Origin of the sequence: Streptomyces sp. NBC_01551 (assembly GCF_026339935.1) — a bacterium.
Taxonomy (GTDB): domain Bacteria; phylum Actinomycetota; class Actinomycetes; order Streptomycetales; family Streptomycetaceae; genus Streptomyces.
The window spans coordinates 5,857,723-5,874,539 of sequence record NZ_JAPEPX010000001.1 but is presented as its reverse complement, the minus strand read 5'-3'; the positions used below and the strand labels follow the sequence as shown (position 1 = coordinate 5,874,539).

Below are 16,817 nucleotides of genomic sequence, written 5' to 3'. Positions count from 1 at the left end.
CAGAATCTGCCCGCGATACCAACCCGACAAGGGCCGCAGGCGCGCCAGCGGATCGACGGGATCGCCTCGACGAGCGGAATCAGGACTGGCCGTCTTGCTCGTTGACTCCGGAGATCGCGAGCGAACGGCAGGACGGTGCATTCGGTGAGCCACTCGACGATTTCTCCGCAGGAGGCTGCGCGGCGATCTTCCCGCTCGATAGGGTGGCCCGTGTCGGCCCCCAGGTCCCGGCGCAGAATAAAAGCGGGAGGTGGGACGGGTGTCGATACCTGCGCAGCAGGCGATGGAGCACGCCCTGGCCGTCGGCGGCCGCCTGGTCGATCTCACCCGGAGGGAAAGCCGCGGCCATGGGCAGTTGTGCCCATGGGACCTGGTGGTGACCATCGGCCAGGAGCCCGAGGGCCGCGCCGCGGCTGCCTGGATCATCGCGGAGGAGATGATGCGGGCCCGCACCGACCTGGACGATCATGCCTACCGGCTCTGGCGCGACAACGTCCTGGCTGGCACCACTTTGACCGGCCCCGACCGTGCGCACGTCCTTCTGTACGCGGGTCCCGTGTTCGAGGCCAACGACGATACTGGTGTTACCGGCTACGTGGGCGAGTGGCTCTGGTACCTCACCACCCGCGACCTTCCCCCTGAACCCGGGCGCAGCGTGGAAATCCTGGACCCGCCGTCGTCGACGGTAACCGACAGCGGGCCCGACGGGCTGGTGATCCACCGCATGCCCGGCAGCGAGCTGGGGTTCGTCTTTCGGTTGTGGGAGATGAAGAAGTTCACCGCGGAGAAGACGAAGCCGAGCGACACCATCCGCAAGGCATGGCAGCAGCTGAATACCTGGGGCGCGCGGTACTTGGGTCAGATCTCGTGGGGAGGGCGGGAGCTCGCCCCCGACACCCGGGTGTTCGTCGCTTCGATGGCGCGGCAGTGGGTGGACGCGAAGGGGTCGGGAAGCGGCGGGGTCAGCGTAGCCATCAATGCCGCGGACACTCCGGATACGGCCTTCGAACGCTCCCACCTGCACTTCACCACCCATACCCACGTGGGAGCGCTGCAGGGCCTGGTGGTGGCGATCGATGATCTTGAGGACTTCGCCAAGACCGTAAGGAGGTACGTGTGGAGCGCACTCTAGACCCGGAGGTGCTCGCGTCCGCGCTCGGCGAGTACCGGGTGGGCGGGGTGCTGCCCCGCGCGGACGACCTGCTAGCGGCGATGACCGAGTTGGAGGTCGCGGCGTTCCGCGGTGAGCGGGAGATCGAGGACGAGACGCTCGCTACCGCGTGGTTTCTGCACGGCCTCGCCGCACTCGACCCGGATACTCCCGGCTACGACGCGGTACGCGTGCGGCAGGCCTTCGCCACCAGCGCGCACCTAATGGACCTCGCCCTGGGCGACGAACGGCGACCGGCGGTCGAACGGCTCCAGATCGCCTTCGCCGCGCAGGCCGGATACCGGCGCAGCGAGCAGGACCCGAACGCCACCGCCGTCTACCGACAGGCCCGTCCTCTCATCGACCACATCGGTGAACTCCGCCTGCACATCGGCACCCTGGCTGTGGAGGCCGGCGTGGTCTTTCTCGGCTTCGACCGGCCTGAGCTGGGCCGGGCGCTGCGGGCGTGGCGGCGGCAGCTGCGCGGGGTGCGGGCAGTGATGCGCCGCGAGTCCCTGACCGGGACCATGTACGGGCCGGCAGAGGCCGTCGTGGAGGCGGTCTTCCATCTGTACCAGTTCCTGGGGTTCGGCGAGGAGCAGGATCTGCTGGCCGCACAGCGGCTGCTACTGGACGTGATGACGGAGACGGCCGGCCGGGGTGACCGGCTGGCGCGGTGGGTCGCCGCGCACCTGTTCCAGCTGAGCGGGGAGATGTCGGCCAGCAGCCTCTACCGGCTACTCCCCCCGGGGACTCCCCCGGCAGTGGCGCGAAGCTTCGCGCTGTCGAGGCCGCCGGTGATGACGCTCTGGCCGCCGCAGCGCCAGCTCCTGAAGCTGGAGCGCGGAAACCCGCTCGATCCGGCGACGTCACGCAGCCTGATCAGCGTGCCGACCAGCGCGGGCAAGACGCTTATGGCCCAGCTGGTGATCTGCTCGCACCTGGCGCAGCGCCCCGGGCGCGTTGTGTACGTGTCGCCGATGCGCAGTCTCGGGCGGGAGATGCGCTCGGCGCTGCGAGGCCGACTGCGGGTGCTCGGGCGGCGCCTGGCGGCGGAGCAGCCGGAGTTCCCACTAGGCACCTGGGCCTCGTCAGCCGAGTCGGACGGTGGGGACGTGGAGATCGTCACCCCCGAGCGGCTCATGCACATGATCCGCAACAACCCTGGCGAGGCGCTGGCCGACGTCGGGCTGGTCGTGGTCGACGAGGCCCACCACCTGGGCCAGGGGAGGCGCGGCTTCGTGCTGGAGAGCCTGCTCGCGCTGCTGCAGGCCCGCAGCGACATCCGGCTGGTGCTGCTGTCCGCGGCCGTCGGCAACAAGGGCGACATCGCCTCGTGGCTCGACCCGCAGCGCCCCGAGCGGGAGGTCTACTTCACCGACACTTGGCGAGGCCCGCGCCGGATGCACGGCCTCATGTACCCGAACCTGATGGCTGAGCAGGCCGAGCTGGCGGAGCGGCTGCCGACGACGAAGCATCCCTCGCCAGTGCTCGCCACCGTGCCGGTCGAGACCCTCCTCGCCGTCCGGCCGACCGCCTCCTCTACCATCGCCCGGCTGACCACCGGCGAGGTGGGCACGCGGCGCTTCGCCGGCCCCGAAGGTCGGTGGAACGCCCGGACCCGTCTTCAGGGCGGGATCGCCGACTACAAGGTCTTCGCCGCCGGCGCTGCGGAGCTCACCGACTCCGGCAGCGTCCTGATGGTCGTCGGCACCAGGCGCGAGGCCCGTGACGCGGCGCTCGCCATCGCCGACCGCCTGCCCGAGCGACCCGAGACCGCGGCCCTGACCGACTACCTTGCCGACACCCTCGGCGAGGAGCACCCGCTGGTGCGCTGCACCCGGCACGGCGTCGCCTACCACCACGGCGCCCTGCCCGAGGACGTCCTGCACGCCGTCGAGGGTGCGCTGCGCCGCGACGATCTCCTGGCGATCGCCAGCACCAGCACCCTCACCGACGGCGTCAACCTGCCCGTGCGCACCGTCATCATCCACCACAAGGTCGAGGGCGACCCGCTCACCTACGAGGGCCAGCGCGCCCTGTCCCCTGCCGAACTCCTCAACGCGATTGGCCGCGCCGGGCGGGCCGGCCGGGAAAGCGAGGGCTGGATCTTCCTGACCCGTCCCTACCCGCCCCGCACCACCGAGTTCGACACCTTCAACCCCGACTCGGAGCAGTTGAGCGTCGTCTCCACGCTGCTGACCAGCGAGGCCCTCGCCGATCTCGCCGCAGCCGAGGACGCCCTGCGGCAGGACGCAGACGGAGTCTTCGCGCTGGCGGACGGCGTCGCCGCGGACTTCGCCTCGTTCGTCTGGCTCGTCCTGCACCTCCACGCTGCCTCGCCGGCGTCGCAGGGCGGACCCCTCGACGCCCTGGACGCGCTGTTCGCCCTGTCCCAGACCGGCAACGGGCGGACCACCAGCCGGTGGCTCACCCTCTCGGACCAGGTCGCGACTGTGTTCGATCGCACCGACCCCGCCCTAGCCGGCCGGTGGGCTGGGACCGGCACCAGCCTGGGGTCGGCCCGCTACCTCGACTGGCTCGCGAAGCACCTGGCCGTGCTGCTCAACCGGCACACGGTGGACGACGCCGCCGGAACCGCTGGGGGCGACTGGCGCACTGAACCGGCGGAGTGGCCGCTGCAGCGCACCCTCGACTTCCTCACCGAGCACCAGGTTTTCGACCGTCTGCTCGAGCACCTCCCGGAAGTCACCAAGACCTGGAGCTTCAAGGACAAGGAGACCCGGGGCACGCAGATGAGCGTCCCGATCGCCCCCGCGCTCCGCGAGTGGATCTCCGGCACCCCGATCCCCGACCTCGCCCGCTCCTGGCAGTCCGATATTCCCGCCGCGTGGGCGCTCGAACAGGCGGTACGCAACATCAGCACCGCCTTCGGGCACGCCCTGAGCTGGACTGTTGGCGCCCTGATCAACCTGGTCAACACCAGCCCCACGCTCTCCCCCGGCGCTCCCAGGCTGAACACGCACACCGCCTGGCACATCCGGCACGGCGTCGACACCGAACAGGCCCTGACCCTCCTCACCTCTGGAGTCACCTCTCGGCGCATCGCTCACCTCCTCGGCCGCGACGCCGCCCGTCTCGGGCACCGCTCAGCCGACCTCCGACGGTGGACTGCCCAACACCACATCGATGGCTGGGCGCAGCAGTACGGGGCGAGCGACTACGAAATCCAGGACCTCCTCGACTACGTTCGCACTCCCTCCGACCCGATCAACCGGCTTCTCGACGACCGCGCCACCACCACTCCGCTGACCCGGCTGGTACCGGGGACTCCCGACGGCCCGGTCGACGTCGCACGGCCCAGTGAGCGCCACCCAACCATCCGCGTCGGCCGCGACCGGAGCCGGGTGGCGACCGTGCCGGCCGACCGCCACCTCGACGTCCTCGCGATGCTCGATAGCGGTCTCGAACTCGACCACCGCCTCCACAACGGGCAACTCATCACCACCCGCCGCAGCCGGTAGCCACCGGCCCGCTAGGCCAGCGGGCTCGGGCGGCCCCGCCCGATGGGGTGTTGTCATCCGGGATGTTCCAGGAGTGGCTGGCGCACATCAAGGGCTTCACCTGATGTCCTTGCCCAACCGGTCAGTTCAGCGCATCGAGCAAATCCGAGACCGCTGACCGGGCCCGCTCCGTCATGGGGTCGTCTTGCCTGTTCGGCGGTGCGCACGCTCGATGTTGGCGCAGAGCACCCAGGCGATCTCGGAGGGCCCGGCACCCCGCGGAAGGAGGCCCGCGCGGCACCGATGGGCGATATATAGCGCACGATCCCCGGTTTCCGAAACCGGGGATCGTGCGGAAGATGGACTACTCCACCGCCACGTCCTCGCCCGCCCTACCGAAAGGCCCAATACCGAAACCTCGAACCAAACGCCGACTCCGCCGGCCTAGGCCGCCGCGTCGTAGGACAGCCGGAACAGCTCCATCGCTCGTTCGAGGTCTTTGTCCGAGCGCAGCTGGACCTCCAGGTCGCCGGTGCCGTGATGCCCAAGCCCCGTCACGTCCCTGGTGAATCCCGGCGCAAGATCGACAGTGGTCGGCGCCGCCTTCAGGTACGCGAGGACCTTGTCTTGGCGGCTCGTGACGCAGGCGAAGTTGTGCAGCCGCCGGTACGCGTCGTACGTCTGGCGCTGGATCTTCGCCACGTCCCCGCCAAGCCCCAACAGCGCCTGGTCCACGGCCATCGCCAGGTCCGCCATCGCCTCGCTCGCGCGACGAACGGGTACAGACCCATCGTCGCTTCGGCGTCGGCGGCGCTGCGGCACTTTGCCCTGCGACGAGGCGACGGTCTCCAGGCCAATGTGGTGCTCCCCGTACAGCCGGTAGCGGACCAGGTCGATCGAGTGGCGGTGCTCCCGCACGGCGTGCAGGTCGTAGCGGGTGAAGTCGCCGGCGATCAGGATCATCCGGGGCGCGCTCCACAGAATCTGCGACGCCGCCGTCATCCCGAGACGCTCGCGGACCAACGCCTGGAACTCGGTGCGGTGGTCCATCAACCAGGCCATGTAGAAAAGCCCTTGCGACAGCACGCCGGGGTCGGTGGCGCGCTTGTACTCGATGATCACCGGAGCACCGTTCTCGTCGAGCCCCAGCGAGTCAATGCGTCCACCGTGCGCGGGTCCGGTGCTGTACTCGGAGGCAAGGAATCGCGCTCCGAGCATCGCCTCCATCGCTCCCTCGACCAGGCTCTGTACATCGGCCTCAGCTTCGGCCAACCTCTGCATGACCTCGGTCACGCCGTCCTTCGTGTAGAACAGCTTCAGACTCAACGCCCCCTTGTCACACGTGCCGACGGATAACACCCGCAGGTCGACAGTCATTTCCGCCAGGTCCAGGCACACCAAGGTCCCAACCAATCCCGGACCCGCCCCTGCCTCACCCTTGCCGGCTGCGACGCGCAGGAGGGGGCCGGCCTCTCTGGCTACACGAAGGGCCGGTTGCTCATACGCTCCGCGGTACTAGTCACAGCTTCCTGGGCTCAGAGAGCCGCACACCGAACCTCCGGCTAGACCGCACCCTCGACAGCCAGAGAGAATGCTCCATGGCCGTCTCCAAACGCCTCCGATACGAAGTCCTCCGCCGGGACAACCACACCTGCCGATACTGCGGCGCCTCCGCGCCCGACGTCCCACTGCGCGTCGACCATGTCACCCCCGTTGCGCTTGGCGGCACGGACACCCCCGACAACCTCGTCACGAGCTGCGAGCCCTGCAACAGCGGGAAGAGCTCCGCCACCGTCGACAGCGCCCTGGTCAAGAACGTCGCCGACGACGCCCTCCGTTGGGCCGCCGCCATGCAGCAGGCCGCCGACAACCTTCTCGAACAGGAGAAGCCCAAGCTCGAGTACCGCGTCGCATTCCTGAAGGAGTGGAACCGCTGGGGCTACGGCGAAGGCGACGACCGCAAAGCCATCGAGCTGCCTGGCGACTGGAAGCCAAGCGTCGAACGCTTTCGAGTCGCGGGACTGCCCGCCTGGGTCTGGGGCGAGATCATCGACACCGCCATGGGCTACGACAAGGTCCTCGACCCCAACAAGTTCAAGTACTGCTGCGGCATTGCGTGGAACAAAGTCAGCGTCCTACAGGACGGAGCCCGGCGGATCGTCGGTGCCACCCGGCCGCCCGCCCATCTCGACATGCGTCAAGCGGTGCTCGAGGCAGCGTTTGCGGTGTGGCACTGCGGTTTGAGCGACGGCGAGGACGCCCCGACCCCCAAACAGGTCGACGAGTTCCGCGAAAGCCTCGCAGGCCTTACTGAGGCCGATCTGACGGATCCCGAGCTGATCGTTCAGGCCGCTCAGTACGCCACCTACTTCGGGATGAGCAATTTTGCCGAAGCACGGCGGGACATGGACCACGACGCGGTCACCCGCGCATGGAACTCAGCATGGCCAACTACGTGGGTCCCGGGTGATGAAGAATGGGGCGGCAAGATCGTCGGTGGCCCCACGGACATACAGCGCAAGTGGGTCAGGGAGCAGATCGGCAACCTCCTCGACGCCGAGATCAACGTGCACCGCCTCGTGCGGGCGGCCAGTCACGCGGGGACGCACAAGTCGGCTCGGATATATCACGGACTGTCCGACTCCGAACTTGAGGTGACAGGGGTCAGTGGTTGGCAGTCGAAGGCTGCCGAACTCTGGCGCGTCGCCTACACAGCGTCAACCATGGTCGAGCCGACGGTGGAGGAAACCGCCAGGTTCTTCAAAGGCCTCCGGGGCGTCGTATCGCTCGGCGAGTTCTACCTGGCCGACATCTACCAGGCGGCATCCGCTGCCGGCTGCTACCAAGATCCGGACCTGGTCCCCTGCCTCACGCAGCACCTGTCCGTGTTCGAGGCAGCGGCACTACCCGTCCGGGATGAGGGCTGACGCCACCTACGTCAGCACAGACATGGCCCGAGGCGGCGTAGACACACCAAGATCCGGACCATTCCCGGACCAACCCTCGCCAGGATGCCGCGCCAACTACCGTTTGACCTGGTCAGCATGGGTGCAACTGCTGTACCACCAGCAGACGAAGAACCTTTATTGCAGCTATTCCCCGAAAGCAGTTGGGTTCTTCTAGAGCGCCAAGTCGAGCTCCCGGAACGGAAATTACCCTCCCGAAGGCAGTTCCGAAGCGTCACCCATCGACACAGGACTATCACGTTAAGTGCGGAAAGGAGCCGCTCAGTCACGCCTCCCGGACCAGTCACGGACCAGACTCCCGCCCGGGGGCGAGGCAGGCGACGCCCTCTGACACGCGTGGTGGCACGGCGTAGCGGGACGGCTCAGGCTCTGCAACTCGCTCCGCGGGGCACGCACAACGTCCTGGAAGCCGCCAAGTGCAACGGAATCGGGCGGGTGGTGCCGGCCGGCAGCAACCTCATGACCGGCTTCTACCCGACGCAGCACCTCACCGGGCCACAGGAGCCCGTACACCCGGACGGCCTGTACGGGGTGAACAAGGTCGCGGTCGAGGCTCTGGGGCGCCTGTACGCGGACAAGTGCGGGCCGTCCGCCGTCTTCCTGCGCATCGGCAGCTTCGAGCAGGCACCCACCGAGCCCCGCCACCTGGCGACGTGGCCGAGTCCACGCGACACCGTCGGCTACGTCAAAGCCGTGCTCACAGCGACTGCGTCGATCCGGGCTTCACCCTGAAGACTGTGGTCGATTGCCGGTCGGATCCGGTCCGCCAGGTAGGCGATGTGCGGCGGTCACCGAGAACGTCCGCCGGGTCCGGGCACGCCTCGCCGCGAGCCGGACCTCGCCGCCGAGCCGGACCTCGCCGCCCGGGTCGACGATGGCTGCCTGGCCGCAGTCGGCGCCCGCTACGAGCTGACCCGCCAGATGGTACGCAAGGTGCCCTGATCATCCACGGCCGGTGAACCTCCCAACGGTCCCACACCCGCTAGACTTGCAGAGTTATGCAATTCACTAGTTCTAGATATGGCGGACGGGGGTCGCGGTGTGGCCGGGTTCGAGGAAGCGGCGCTGGAACGGGCCCGTGTGGCGCGGGCTCGTCTCCAGGCTGCACAGGAAGCTGACGATGCCTTCGAGGAGGCACAGGCCGCGGAGGAGCTGGAGGACGCATTGCGCGTGGCCCACGATCACGGCGTGGCCACCGAAGCCGGAGACAGCCGGTGAACCAGACAGTGTCACTGGCGTGTCCGAGGCGTCGGTGATGGCCCGGCACCCCAGCGGGCAATCGGCCGTCGAGGCGCTCAAGCACGTGTGGACGGTGCCGCTGGTGCCGGGTTCCGTGCGGGCCGCGCGCGAGCGCAGCGAACGGTCCCTGGTCCTCTTCGGCCTGGAGAGCTCCTGCGCGCTCTTCGGCGCCGTGCTCCTGGTGGTCAGCGAGCTGGTGGCCAACGCCGTCCGGCACGCTCAGGACTCCCCGGATGCGGAGGTGACTCTCCACATGGCCGAGCACCTGCTCGTGGTCTCGGTCGAGGACCTGGACCCGCGCCCGATAACGCTGGCCGATGCTGGTCGGACCTCCGGGCAGGGGCTGCGCACGGTGGCTGACCTGGCGCGCACGTTCGGCGGCGACGTCCGTATCGAGCCTTCCTCCGGCGGGCACGGCAAAACGGTGGTCGTCCGCTTCATCCTGCCGGAAGGCACACCGTGACCAGCAGGAACCAAAGGGACGTACAGCTGTACGAGATCACCTACCTCGGAACCGGCCATGAGCCGGAGGTTCGCACGGTAGAGGCCGGCGAAGTCGCGGCCGTCATCGAGTACGCCGGCGAACACGGCATGCAGGTCCGCGTCCGCCCGTGCCGCCGCCCTGTCGAGGAGCCGAGCACCAGGAAGGAAGACGCGTCATGACGGACAACCTGCCCGAGAGAGACACGGCGGCGGAGCACGAGAAGTGGAAAGAGAAGGGCGTTGCGATGCGGGCCTTCTTCTACATCTTCGGCACGCACGTGTTCGCCGGGTTCATCTGGTTGCTGTTCTACCTGGGGCAGCACGCCCAGAAGTGAGGCCGGGACCGAAATGGGGCCCGCACGCCTGCGGAGCAGGTTCGGCATATGAGGGAGCGGCCGTCTTCCGGTGTCAGAAGCGCGTTGAACCCGCACTATCGGAAGACGGCCGCCGTATGTGGGGTGCCGGCCCCGCAGGGCCCGCACCGTGGGGCACCGTTCAGGCGTGGCGGCTGGCCTTGAGGTCGGCCAGGAGTTCGGCCTGGCCTTCCAGGACGCCGGAGAGGATGCCGCGGGCGACCCGCAGGAGCTCGGCGATCTGGGGGTGCGTGAGGCTGTAGTACACGTTCGAGCCCTCCCGGCGGGTGATCACCAGGTTGGCCTTGCGCAGGACGGCGAGCTGTTGGGAGAGGCTCGCGGCCTCCACTCCGACCTCGGGGAGCATCTCGGCTACCGCGTGCTCGCGTACGGAGAGGAGTTCCAGGACGCGGATGCGGACCGGGTGCCCCAGCGTTTTGAAGAACTCCGCCTTCAGCTGGTACAGCGGTGCGCTCACCTGGGTACCCCTGCCGTGACTGCCCATCTCATCCACCCGGAACCGTTCCTTCGTAGAGGCATCCGTTCGCCCCTCTTCACACCTTGCGACCTCCACAATTGCAGATCCTTGCAACTCGTGGGACCCGGCGGGGCACCTTCGTGACGTTCGCCTCCCGCAGTGGGACCTTCGCCGGTCAGGCCTTCTTGAGGAACTCGGTCTTCAGGACCAGGCCCTTGACCTTCCTCGTGTTGCACTCGACCTCGCCCGGGCGGGAGGTGAGGCGGATGTTCTTGACCAGGGTGCCGCGCTTGAGGGTCTCGGAGGTCCCCTTGACTTTCAGGTCCTTGGTCAGGGTGACCGAGTCCCCGTCCTCCAGGACGGTGCCGTTGGAGTCCTTGAAGATGATGTCGCTCATGGTGCCGATGTCCTTCGTCGCTGATCTTGCGGATGGTGTGCTGGGTTCAGGTGAGGGCGGGTGCCTCAGGGGACTGCGGAGTGGGCCAGTCATCAGTGGTCCACTGCTTGATCGTCCCGTGGGCTCCGTGAGCGGCAAGCGCGGCGGCGAGGTCGCAGTGGACCGGGACGGGCGGACAGGTCGCGTCCGGGACAAGGGAGCCGTCCGCCGGTATCGCGGCGAGCTCGAGTCGGCGCCCGCTCTCGGCGAGGCGGTGGGCGGCCCGGGCAACGGCGATCTGCCCGCCGGCCGACCAGCCCAGCAGACCGGTCAGGTCCAGGATGACCGGGCCGGTGCCCCTCGCGAGCGCCCAGCCGATGGCGCCGGTGAACCGGTCGGTGGCGTCCGCGCCGAGATACCCGGCCAGGGACAGCACGCCCAGGTCCTGGCGGGTGGTGTAGCGCCATTCGATCGTCATCGTCAGCTCCTCGGCTTCACAGGGGAAGGGTGATCCAGATGGCCTTGCCGCGCCCGTCCGCGTCCGCCCGTACGACGGCGGTGCCGCCGAGCTCCATCGTCATTTCGACCACCATGGCCAGGCCGCTGCCCGGGGCGGTGGCGAGCGCCCCGAACAGGGCGGGCTGGTAGGGGTGGCGGTCGTGGACGGCGAACGCGAACGCCCCCGGCCCGTGCGCGTAGGTGACGGTGATGATCGGGGACGTCACGGCGGCGTGGCGGACGGCGTTGGTGACCAGTTCGGCCAGGATCAGCAGCGCCGGGCCGACGCTCGGGTGGCGAAGGCCCACCCCGCATTCGACTAGGACGAGTTCGGTGGTCTCGCGGGCGATGCGGACGGCCGAGCCCCTGGCCGGCACGTCCAGCACGTGCCGGTAGGGCATCGTCTCGACCTGGACGCTCACCGGCCCGCCCCGTTCACGGTGCGGGCCAGGCGGAACCCGGACACCTGCTGCGGGCGCAGGCGCAGCAGTGTGTCATGGGGGCCGTGGGCCCAGCCGGGCAGGGTGCGCCGGTAGTGGGCGGCCTCGTCGGGGTCGGCGATGACATCGGCCGGGCCGTGGGCGCTGACCGTCCAGCCGGTCCCGGCCAGGCTCCGGATCTCATCGACCTGGTAGGTCAGCAGTGCCCGGCCGGGGATGGTGGCGGCTTGTACGGGGGCGCGGACGACGAGGCGTCCGTACTCCACGACGTGTGCGGCGGGGCGGACGACGGCCACCTCCCGCTGGATGTAGACGAGTCGGCCTTGGGCGGAGCCTTCGAGGAGCCATAGGGCTTCGGTGCCGGAGACCTCGATCATGCGTAGGTCGGCGGGGACGGTCATCGTGCGGCCTTCCGGATGCGGTGCGGTCGGTGATGCGTACGGGGCAGCAGGCCCGCCTGCTCCAGGTGTTTGCGGGCGCCGGCGATCGCCTCGGGGGTGGTGGCGTACTCACGGCCTTCCGGGCGCAGCAGGTCCAAGGCGCCGACGGCGTCCAGGGCCTGGCGCTGGCCGGGCCGGATGCCGGAGGTCATGACGGCGATGCCGCGCCGGTTCAGCTTCTCGACCGCGTCCTTCAGAACGAGGGCGCCGGTGGCGTCCAGGGTGGTCACCCGCGCCATGCGCAGGATGACCACCTTCACGTCGGCTACTTCGGAGAGTTCGAGGAGGAAGCGGTGGGCGCCGGCGAAGAAGAGGGGGCCGTCTATGCGGTAGGCCACGATGTGCTCGGCCAGCAGGGCGTGTTCCTCGTCGCTGTGCTCGCCGGGCAGGTCCGGGCGGAAGTCGACCTGCTCCATCCGAGCCTGGCTCGCCACTGCCTTCAAGGCGAGGGCTCCCGCGACGACGAGGCCGATGATCACCGCGTACACGAGGTCGAGGATCAGGGTGGCGGCGGCGGTCAGGACGAGGACGACGGCGTCCGAGCGGGTTGCCTTGGCCATCGCTTTTAGTGAGCCGACCTCGACCATGCGGATCGCGGTCGCCAGCAGAACGCCGGCCAGTGCGGCGAGGGGGATCTTCGAGACGAGGGGGGCTGCGGCGAACACGATCACTGCGAGTACCGCGGCGTGGGTGAGCGCGGCCAGCCGGGAGGAGGCGCCGGTGCGGACGTTGACGGCCGTGCGGGCGATCGCGGCGGTGGCCGGCACGCCGCCGAACAGCGGGGCCGCTAGGTTGGCGATGCCCTGCCCGAAGAGCTCCTTGTCCGGATCGTGCTTCTGCCCCACCGTCATCCCGTCCGCCACGGTCGCCGACAGAAGCGACTCCAGCGCGGCGAGCGCCGCGACCGCGACCGCCGGGGCCAGCAGCGACCCGAACGCGGAAGCGTTGAGGAAGGCCAGGGACGGAGCGGGGAGCCCGGAGGGAAGGTCACCGATCGGGGCCGCCTCGTCAAGACGGAAGACCTGCGCGATCACGGTTGCGACGATGACCGCGACGATCGAGAACGGGACCCTCGGCTTCCACCGGGCCCCGGCCAGCATCACCGCCGCGACACCCACCGAGAGGCCGATCGCCGTCAAGTTCGGGAAGGCGACGAACTCCACGAGCGCCCGCCACGCCACGAGCAGGACCTTCTCCCCCTCCGGCTCGGCGACCCCGAGGGCATTGGGTATCTGCTGGAGGCCGATCACGCACGCGATCCCCAGGGTGAAGCCCTCCACCACCGGTGCCGGCACGTACCGCATGTACTGCCCGGCCCGCAGCAGGGCGAGACCGATCAGGAGCACGCCGGCCATCAGCCCGACGGTCAGGACACCGCCGGGCCCGTACCGGGCGACGATCGGCACCAGGACGACGGTCATCGCGCCGGTCGGGCCGGACACCTGGAGGTTCGACCCGCCGAAGAGGGCGGCGAGCGCGCCCGCGACCACGGCGGTGGCCAGCCCCGCCTCCGCGCCCAGCCCGGAGGAGACCCCGAACCCGAGGGCGAGGGGAAGGGCGACGATCGCCACCGTGAGGCCGGCCAGGAGATCCCGTCGGGGGTTGCGGGCCATGACCGCGTAATCGGCCCGGGCGGGCAGGACGGAACGGACCCGGCCGAGCACGGCCGTCAGGGCGGTGTTCACGCTCACGAGGCCGCAACCTTGGACGCGCGCAGCTCCTCGAGCAGCTCGCTCTGCCCGGTCAGGACCTCGGTCAGGATCCGCCGCGCGGCCAGCATCAGCTGCGCGACGTCCCCGCCGGCCAGTGCGTAGACGACGGTAGCGCCGTTACGGGTCGAGGTGACGATCCCCGAGCGGCGCAGGACCGCGAGCTGCTGGGACAAGGCGGAGGGCTCGACCTCGATCGCGGCCAGCAGGTCCCGCACCGGCATCGGCCCGTCCTGCAGCAGCTCCAGAACCCTTATCCGCACCGGGTGCCCGAGCATCCGGAAGAACTCGGCCTTGGCCTGGTACAGCGGAACCGGCACGGTCTCGCACCCCTTCTCACCACCCCGAACGGGGCAAATGCCTGGTGCTGTGTCCGCGGCTACCTACGGACACAGCACCCACAGCATCTATGAAATTGCAGATTTCTGCAATTTGTAGATCCTGCGATCCGCTGCCTGCCGCTGGCGCACTGTACGGAAGGGACCTCGCCGCACCGACCGGCGGCGAGGTCCCTTCCGGCACCGGGAGACACGCCCGTGAGATTCAGGCGGGGCATGCCCTTGCCCGCCCAGGAACGGGGCCCAGTAGTCGTCGAAATTCCTGAAGCGTGTGGGGATGTTGATCTCGTCGACCTCCACGTCCGCCAGGTCGGCCGCTCGCAGGAACTCGTCCAACGGACCGGGCGCGCGCAGGGGGAGCCGGAGAGCCTCGTCCAGCTCCCGGCTGCCCTCGTCCAGGGAGACGGCGGCTTCCCAGAAGTAGCGGATGAGTTCCATGCCTCCCTGGGTGTAGTCCCAGAGGTACGCGGCGAGCGTGCCGCCGGGGCGCAGGATGCGGGCCATCTCTGCGACGGCCGGCTCAGGAGCAGGGACGAAGCTGAGGACCAGGCCGCTGATCGCCACCGACGCCCGCCGTCCGGGAACGGCAGCCTCATCGCATCGCCGCGTACGAACTGGGCCCGGGAATCCATGACGTGCACCGCACAGCCCGCGACTCGATAGACACGGACATCGCCTTGCTCGTGGGCCCGCTATAACGGCGGCCGCGAGCTCGGGCCAGCGGGGCACGCTTGTCGCCGGCCATCGTGGAGGGCAGGACCCCAGCTCGCCCGACTGCGCCGGGCTCCCCGCTCCCGATCGCTACCAGAACTTCCCGTCCCACCCCATCCCCGCCGCCCCAGGACCGCACGCACCGCGATCCGGACCATTTCCGGACCAGCCTCCTCCAAGGAGCCATACCAACTGCCGTTTGCCCTGGTCAGCATGGGTGCATCTGCTGTACCACCAGGAGACGAAGAACCTTTTAGTAAGTTACTCCCCCAAGAAGCTCGGCTTCTTCTAAGAAGCCGAGAACGGTGCCTGACCTGCATAAACGCCACAGTCGGGCACCGTTCTTTGGCCTCGGGGAAGCAATAAAAAACCGTTCGATTCCAGAGTCACTTCTCTCCGATATCCCACTCCAGAGGAAAGATCCGGGCCATACATGGGCCAGGGCGACCTCCGGACCACCCGGCTACCAGCAGACCCTGGCCGCTACACCACCCGACGACCCAACACCGACGCACGGCGATGCCCGCGGCTGAGGTCTCGGGCGCCCCAGGGGCGAAGAAGATCTCCAGTAGTTCAGCCTCGTCGGGGTTGAAGCGGTCACGGAGCCGGAGAAGGGCGCCCACAAGCAAGTGGCCAATGAGCTGTATCCGATCGACGCGGGCCTTCGCTTCGAGACGCCTTTGCGGATCGGCGGTTGCCTCGGTCACCAGGACCGGGCCGTTATCGTTGACCCGGGCACTGGGCAGACTGGCGGCCACGGGCCCAGCCTCCTGCATCACGGTCGCGGCGCGCCGGGCATCGTCAGCGGTACCTGCTGGAGAGGGGTCGCGAGCGAGGAGCCAGAGTGCCTCGGGGAGCGTGGCGGGCGTGTCCATCCGCGCCGCCCGCTGGGAAAACGCCTCGGTGGGCAGGCGGAGTGTGCCGCCCACCTTCTGCATCCCGAGATCCTCGAACTTCATCTTCTGCAGCTCCCTCGTGGCCTGTCCTTGAGGTCGGGCAGGCCCTTCGTCTGGGCGACCGCTGCGGCCTTCTGAAGACGGCCAAAGACATCGGAATACTCACCACCTCTCACAGCCGTGTGGCCATCGACAAGGTTTGATCCACACCCTCACCCCGGACAGCCGTCCGCCGCCGTCACGCCCCTTCGATCCGTTGCGGCAGCGCCGGGCACCGATGTACCGCTACCGCTACTTGCGCTCGCGCGGCCAGGTGTGGAGGCCTTCCGGTCCGAGCCCGGCCCGAGCGAGGGGTGGCACCCCGACTGGCCGGGTCCCGCTCCTGTCGTCGCGGAGGTCGGTGGGTCAGCTCGCCGCCCGTACCGCGTCCCTGATCAGGTCGGCGACCCGTGCGGGCTCGGAGAGTACGACGGCGTGGGAGGCGTCCGGAAGTTCGACGACGACGGCGCCGGCCCGTGTGGCGCCGAAGCGCTGGACCTCGGGGCTGATCGTGCGGTCCGACCCGGCCACCAGGGCCCAGGACGGTTTGGTCCGCCACGCCGCCGCGGATGCGGTCTCCGTGAAGGCGGCCGTGGCGAGCGGGCGTTGGGCCGCTGCCAGGACGCCGGCGATGTCCTCGGGCACGTCCGCCGCGAACACGGAGGGAAAGGCCGTCTCCTCGATGGTGACCTCGACCGCCGAGTCACCGTCGAGGAGCGGGTACGTCCACTCCTTCAGGTTGCCCGTCAGGGGGGATTCGGGAAAGCCCGCCTGGAGCTGGCCGAGGCTCTCGCCCTCGTGGGGCACGTAGGCGGCCACGTAGACGAGCGCCACGACGTTCTCCGCGGTGCCGGCCACGGTGATCAGCGCACCGCCGTACGAGTGGCCGACGAGTACGGCCGAGCCGTCGAGCTGGGCCAGGACGGAGGCGAGGTAGGCGGCATCCGACGTCAGGCCCCGCAGCGGGTTCGACGGAGCGATCACCGGGATACCGCTGCTCCGCAGTTCCGAGATGACGCCTATCCAGCCTGTCGCGTCGGCGAAGGCACCGTGCACCAGGACGACGGTGGGGTGGGTCATGCGAGTTCTCTTCTCGGTGTCGGGCCACGTGGGGGGCGTCGTCACGACGGTCAGGGTGTGGGTGCGGCCCGGAGTTCGACTGGAGGCCCGTGCGACCGTTACTCACGGTAGAGCCGTGGAAGCGGCACCTCTTGTCCGTGCGCGCATCCGCGCTGGC

19 protein-coding genes are annotated in these 16,817 nt (G+C 69.1%); 7 read left to right on the top strand and 12 right to left on the bottom strand.

Features of this window, described 5'->3' with window-relative positions; all coding sequences use genetic code 11:
• The first annotated feature begins 259 nt into the window (after nt 1–259).
• The gene (locus OG982_RS26535; protein ID WP_266949348.1) at nt 260–1,132 is read left to right on the top strand and encodes a hypothetical protein; all 873 of its coding nucleotides are present in this window, start codon (nt 260–262) and stop codon (nt 1,130–1,132) included.
• Nucleotides 1,117–4,635, top strand: coding sequence for a DEAD/DEAH box helicase (locus OG982_RS26530; protein WP_266949346.1), 3,519 nt, complete (start codon nt 1,117–1,119; stop codon nt 4,633–4,635). Before OG982_RS26535 ends, OG982_RS26530 begins: the two co-directional genes overlap by 16 nt.
• A 423-nt stretch (nt 4,636–5,058) precedes the next feature.
• Here the strand turns inward: OG982_RS26530 and OG982_RS26525 are convergent, their stop codons facing one another.
• Nucleotides 5,059–5,991: a DUF5655 domain-containing protein gene (locus OG982_RS26525; RefSeq protein ID WP_266949344.1), complete on the bottom strand. Its 933-nt coding sequence runs from the start codon at nt 5,989–5,991 to the stop codon at nt 5,059–5,061.
• Between the two features lie 221 nt (nt 5,992–6,212).
• Here OG982_RS26525 and OG982_RS26520 point away from each other — a divergent pair, with 221 nt between their 5' ends.
• Together OG982_RS26520 and OG982_RS26515 are read left to right on the top strand one after the other, a co-directional pair.
• Nucleotides 6,213–7,541 carry an HNH endonuclease gene (locus tag OG982_RS26520; protein ID WP_266949343.1) on the top strand — a complete coding sequence of 443 codons (1,329 nt, stop codon included), beginning with the start codon at nt 6,213–6,215 and terminating at the stop codon, nt 7,539–7,541.
• 375 nt (nt 7,542–7,916) lie between these two features.
• On the top strand, nt 7,917–8,312 hold the full coding sequence (locus OG982_RS26515) for an NAD-dependent epimerase/dehydratase family protein (protein ID WP_266949341.1): 396 nt from the start codon (nt 7,917–7,919) through the stop codon (nt 8,310–8,312).
• Nucleotides 8,313–8,594: 282 nt separating this feature from the next.
• On the opposite strand, the gene OG982_RS26510 is transcribed toward OG982_RS26515, so the two are convergent.
• Entirely contained in the window at nt 8,595–8,759 is a 165-nt protein-coding gene (locus OG982_RS26510; protein WP_266949340.1) for a hypothetical protein, read from the bottom strand.
• 58 nt (nt 8,760–8,817) lie between these two features.
• On the opposite strand from OG982_RS26510, the gene OG982_RS26505 reads away from it, so the two are divergent.
• Genes OG982_RS26505 through OG982_RS26495 form a run of 3 tightly spaced genes read left to right on the top strand, consistent with a single transcriptional unit; the run spans nt 8,818 to nt 9,637 of the window.
• Entirely contained in the window at nt 8,818–9,282 is a 465-nt protein-coding gene (locus tag OG982_RS26505) for an ATP-binding protein (protein WP_266949339.1), read from the top strand.
• Entirely contained in the window at nt 9,279–9,482 is a 204-nt protein-coding gene (locus OG982_RS26500) for a hypothetical protein (protein WP_266847427.1), read from the top strand. Before OG982_RS26505 ends, OG982_RS26500 begins: the two co-directional genes overlap by 4 nt.
• A complete protein-coding gene (locus tag OG982_RS26495; RefSeq protein WP_168714664.1) occupies nt 9,479–9,637 on the top strand; it encodes a DUF6126 family protein in 159 nt (52 codons plus the stop codon). Before OG982_RS26500 ends, OG982_RS26495 begins: the two co-directional genes overlap by 4 nt.
• Before the next feature lie 160 nt (nt 9,638–9,797).
• On the opposite strand, the gene OG982_RS26490 is transcribed toward OG982_RS26495, so the two are convergent.
• From OG982_RS26490 to OG982_RS26445, 10 genes are all read right to left on the bottom strand, one after another.
• Entirely contained in the window at nt 9,798–10,133 is a 336-nt protein-coding gene (locus OG982_RS26490) for a helix-turn-helix transcriptional regulator (protein ID WP_266949337.1), read from the bottom strand.
• Nucleotides 10,134–10,308: 175 nt separating this feature from the next.
• Nucleotides 10,309–10,530: an alkylphosphonate utilization protein gene (locus tag OG982_RS26485; protein ID WP_266949335.1), complete on the bottom strand. Its 222-nt coding sequence runs from the start codon at nt 10,528–10,530 to the stop codon at nt 10,309–10,311.
• 46 nt (nt 10,531–10,576) lie between these two features.
• Nucleotides 10,577–10,987: an STAS domain-containing protein gene (locus OG982_RS26480; RefSeq protein ID WP_266949333.1), complete on the bottom strand. Its 411-nt coding sequence runs from the start codon at nt 10,985–10,987 to the stop codon at nt 10,577–10,579.
• A 16-nt stretch (nt 10,988–11,003) separates the two neighbouring features.
• On the bottom strand, nt 11,004–11,429 hold the full coding sequence (locus OG982_RS26475) for an ATP-binding protein (protein ID WP_266949331.1): 426 nt from the start codon (nt 11,427–11,429) through the stop codon (nt 11,004–11,006).
• Complete coding sequence (locus OG982_RS26470) at nt 11,426–11,848, bottom strand: pyridoxamine 5'-phosphate oxidase family protein (protein ID WP_266949329.1); 423 nt, start codon at nt 11,846–11,848, stop codon at nt 11,426–11,428. Before OG982_RS26470 ends, OG982_RS26475 begins: the two co-directional genes overlap by 4 nt.
• Nucleotides 11,845–13,500: a SulP family inorganic anion transporter gene (locus tag OG982_RS26465; RefSeq protein ID WP_266949976.1), complete on the bottom strand. Its 1,656-nt coding sequence runs from the start codon at nt 13,498–13,500 to the stop codon at nt 11,845–11,847. The genes OG982_RS26470 and OG982_RS26465 overlap by 4 nt, the downstream gene beginning before the upstream one ends.
• 74 nt (nt 13,501–13,574) lie before the next feature.
• On the bottom strand, nt 13,575–13,916 hold the full coding sequence (locus OG982_RS26460; protein ID WP_266949327.1) for a metalloregulator ArsR/SmtB family transcription factor: 342 nt from the start codon (nt 13,914–13,916) through the stop codon (nt 13,575–13,577).
• A gap of 87 nt (nt 13,917–14,003) precedes the next feature.
• Nucleotides 14,004–14,498, bottom strand: coding sequence for a methyltransferase domain-containing protein (locus tag OG982_RS26455; RefSeq protein WP_266949325.1), 495 nt, complete (start codon nt 14,496–14,498; stop codon nt 14,004–14,006).
• Nucleotides 14,499–15,031: 533 nt separating this feature from the next.
• Nucleotides 15,032–15,604: a hypothetical protein gene (locus OG982_RS26450; RefSeq protein ID WP_266949323.1), complete on the bottom strand. Its 573-nt coding sequence runs from the start codon at nt 15,602–15,604 to the stop codon at nt 15,032–15,034.
• A gap of 342 nt (nt 15,605–15,946) precedes the next feature.
• On the bottom strand, nt 15,947–16,660 hold the full coding sequence (locus OG982_RS26445) for an alpha/beta fold hydrolase (RefSeq protein WP_266782469.1): 714 nt from the start codon (nt 16,658–16,660) through the stop codon (nt 15,947–15,949).
• Nucleotides 16,661–16,817: the final 157 nt, after the last annotated feature.

Coding starts and splice junctions, on each gene's coding strand:
- OG982_RS26465 (WP_266949976.1), bottom strand. CDS start 13,500: ATGGCCCGCAACCCCCGACGGGATCTCCTGGCCGGCCTCACGGTGGCG.
- OG982_RS26445 (WP_266782469.1), bottom strand. CDS start 16,660: ATGACCCACCCCACCGTCGTCCTGGTGCACGGTGCCTTCGCCGACGCG.
- OG982_RS26495 (WP_168714664.1), top strand. CDS start 9,479: ATGACGGACAACCTGCCCGAGAGAGACACGGCGGCGGAGCACGAGAAG.
- OG982_RS26525 (WP_266949344.1), bottom strand. CDS start 5,991: ATGACTGTCGACCTGCGGGTGTTATCCGTCGGCACGTGTGACAAGGGG.
- OG982_RS26480 (WP_266949333.1), bottom strand. CDS start 10,987: ATGACGATCGAATGGCGCTACACCACCCGCCAGGACCTGGGCGTGCTG.
- OG982_RS26450 (WP_266949323.1), bottom strand. CDS start 15,604: ATGAAGTTCGAGGATCTCGGGATGCAGAAGGTGGGCGGCACACTCCGC.
- OG982_RS26485 (WP_266949335.1), bottom strand. CDS start 10,530: ATGAGCGACATCATCTTCAAGGACTCCAACGGCACCGTCCTGGAGGAC.
- OG982_RS26520 (WP_266949343.1), top strand. CDS start 6,213: ATGGCCGTCTCCAAACGCCTCCGATACGAAGTCCTCCGCCGGGACAAC.
- OG982_RS26470 (WP_266949329.1), bottom strand. CDS start 11,848: ATGACCGTCCCCGCCGACCTACGCATGATCGAGGTCTCCGGCACCGAA.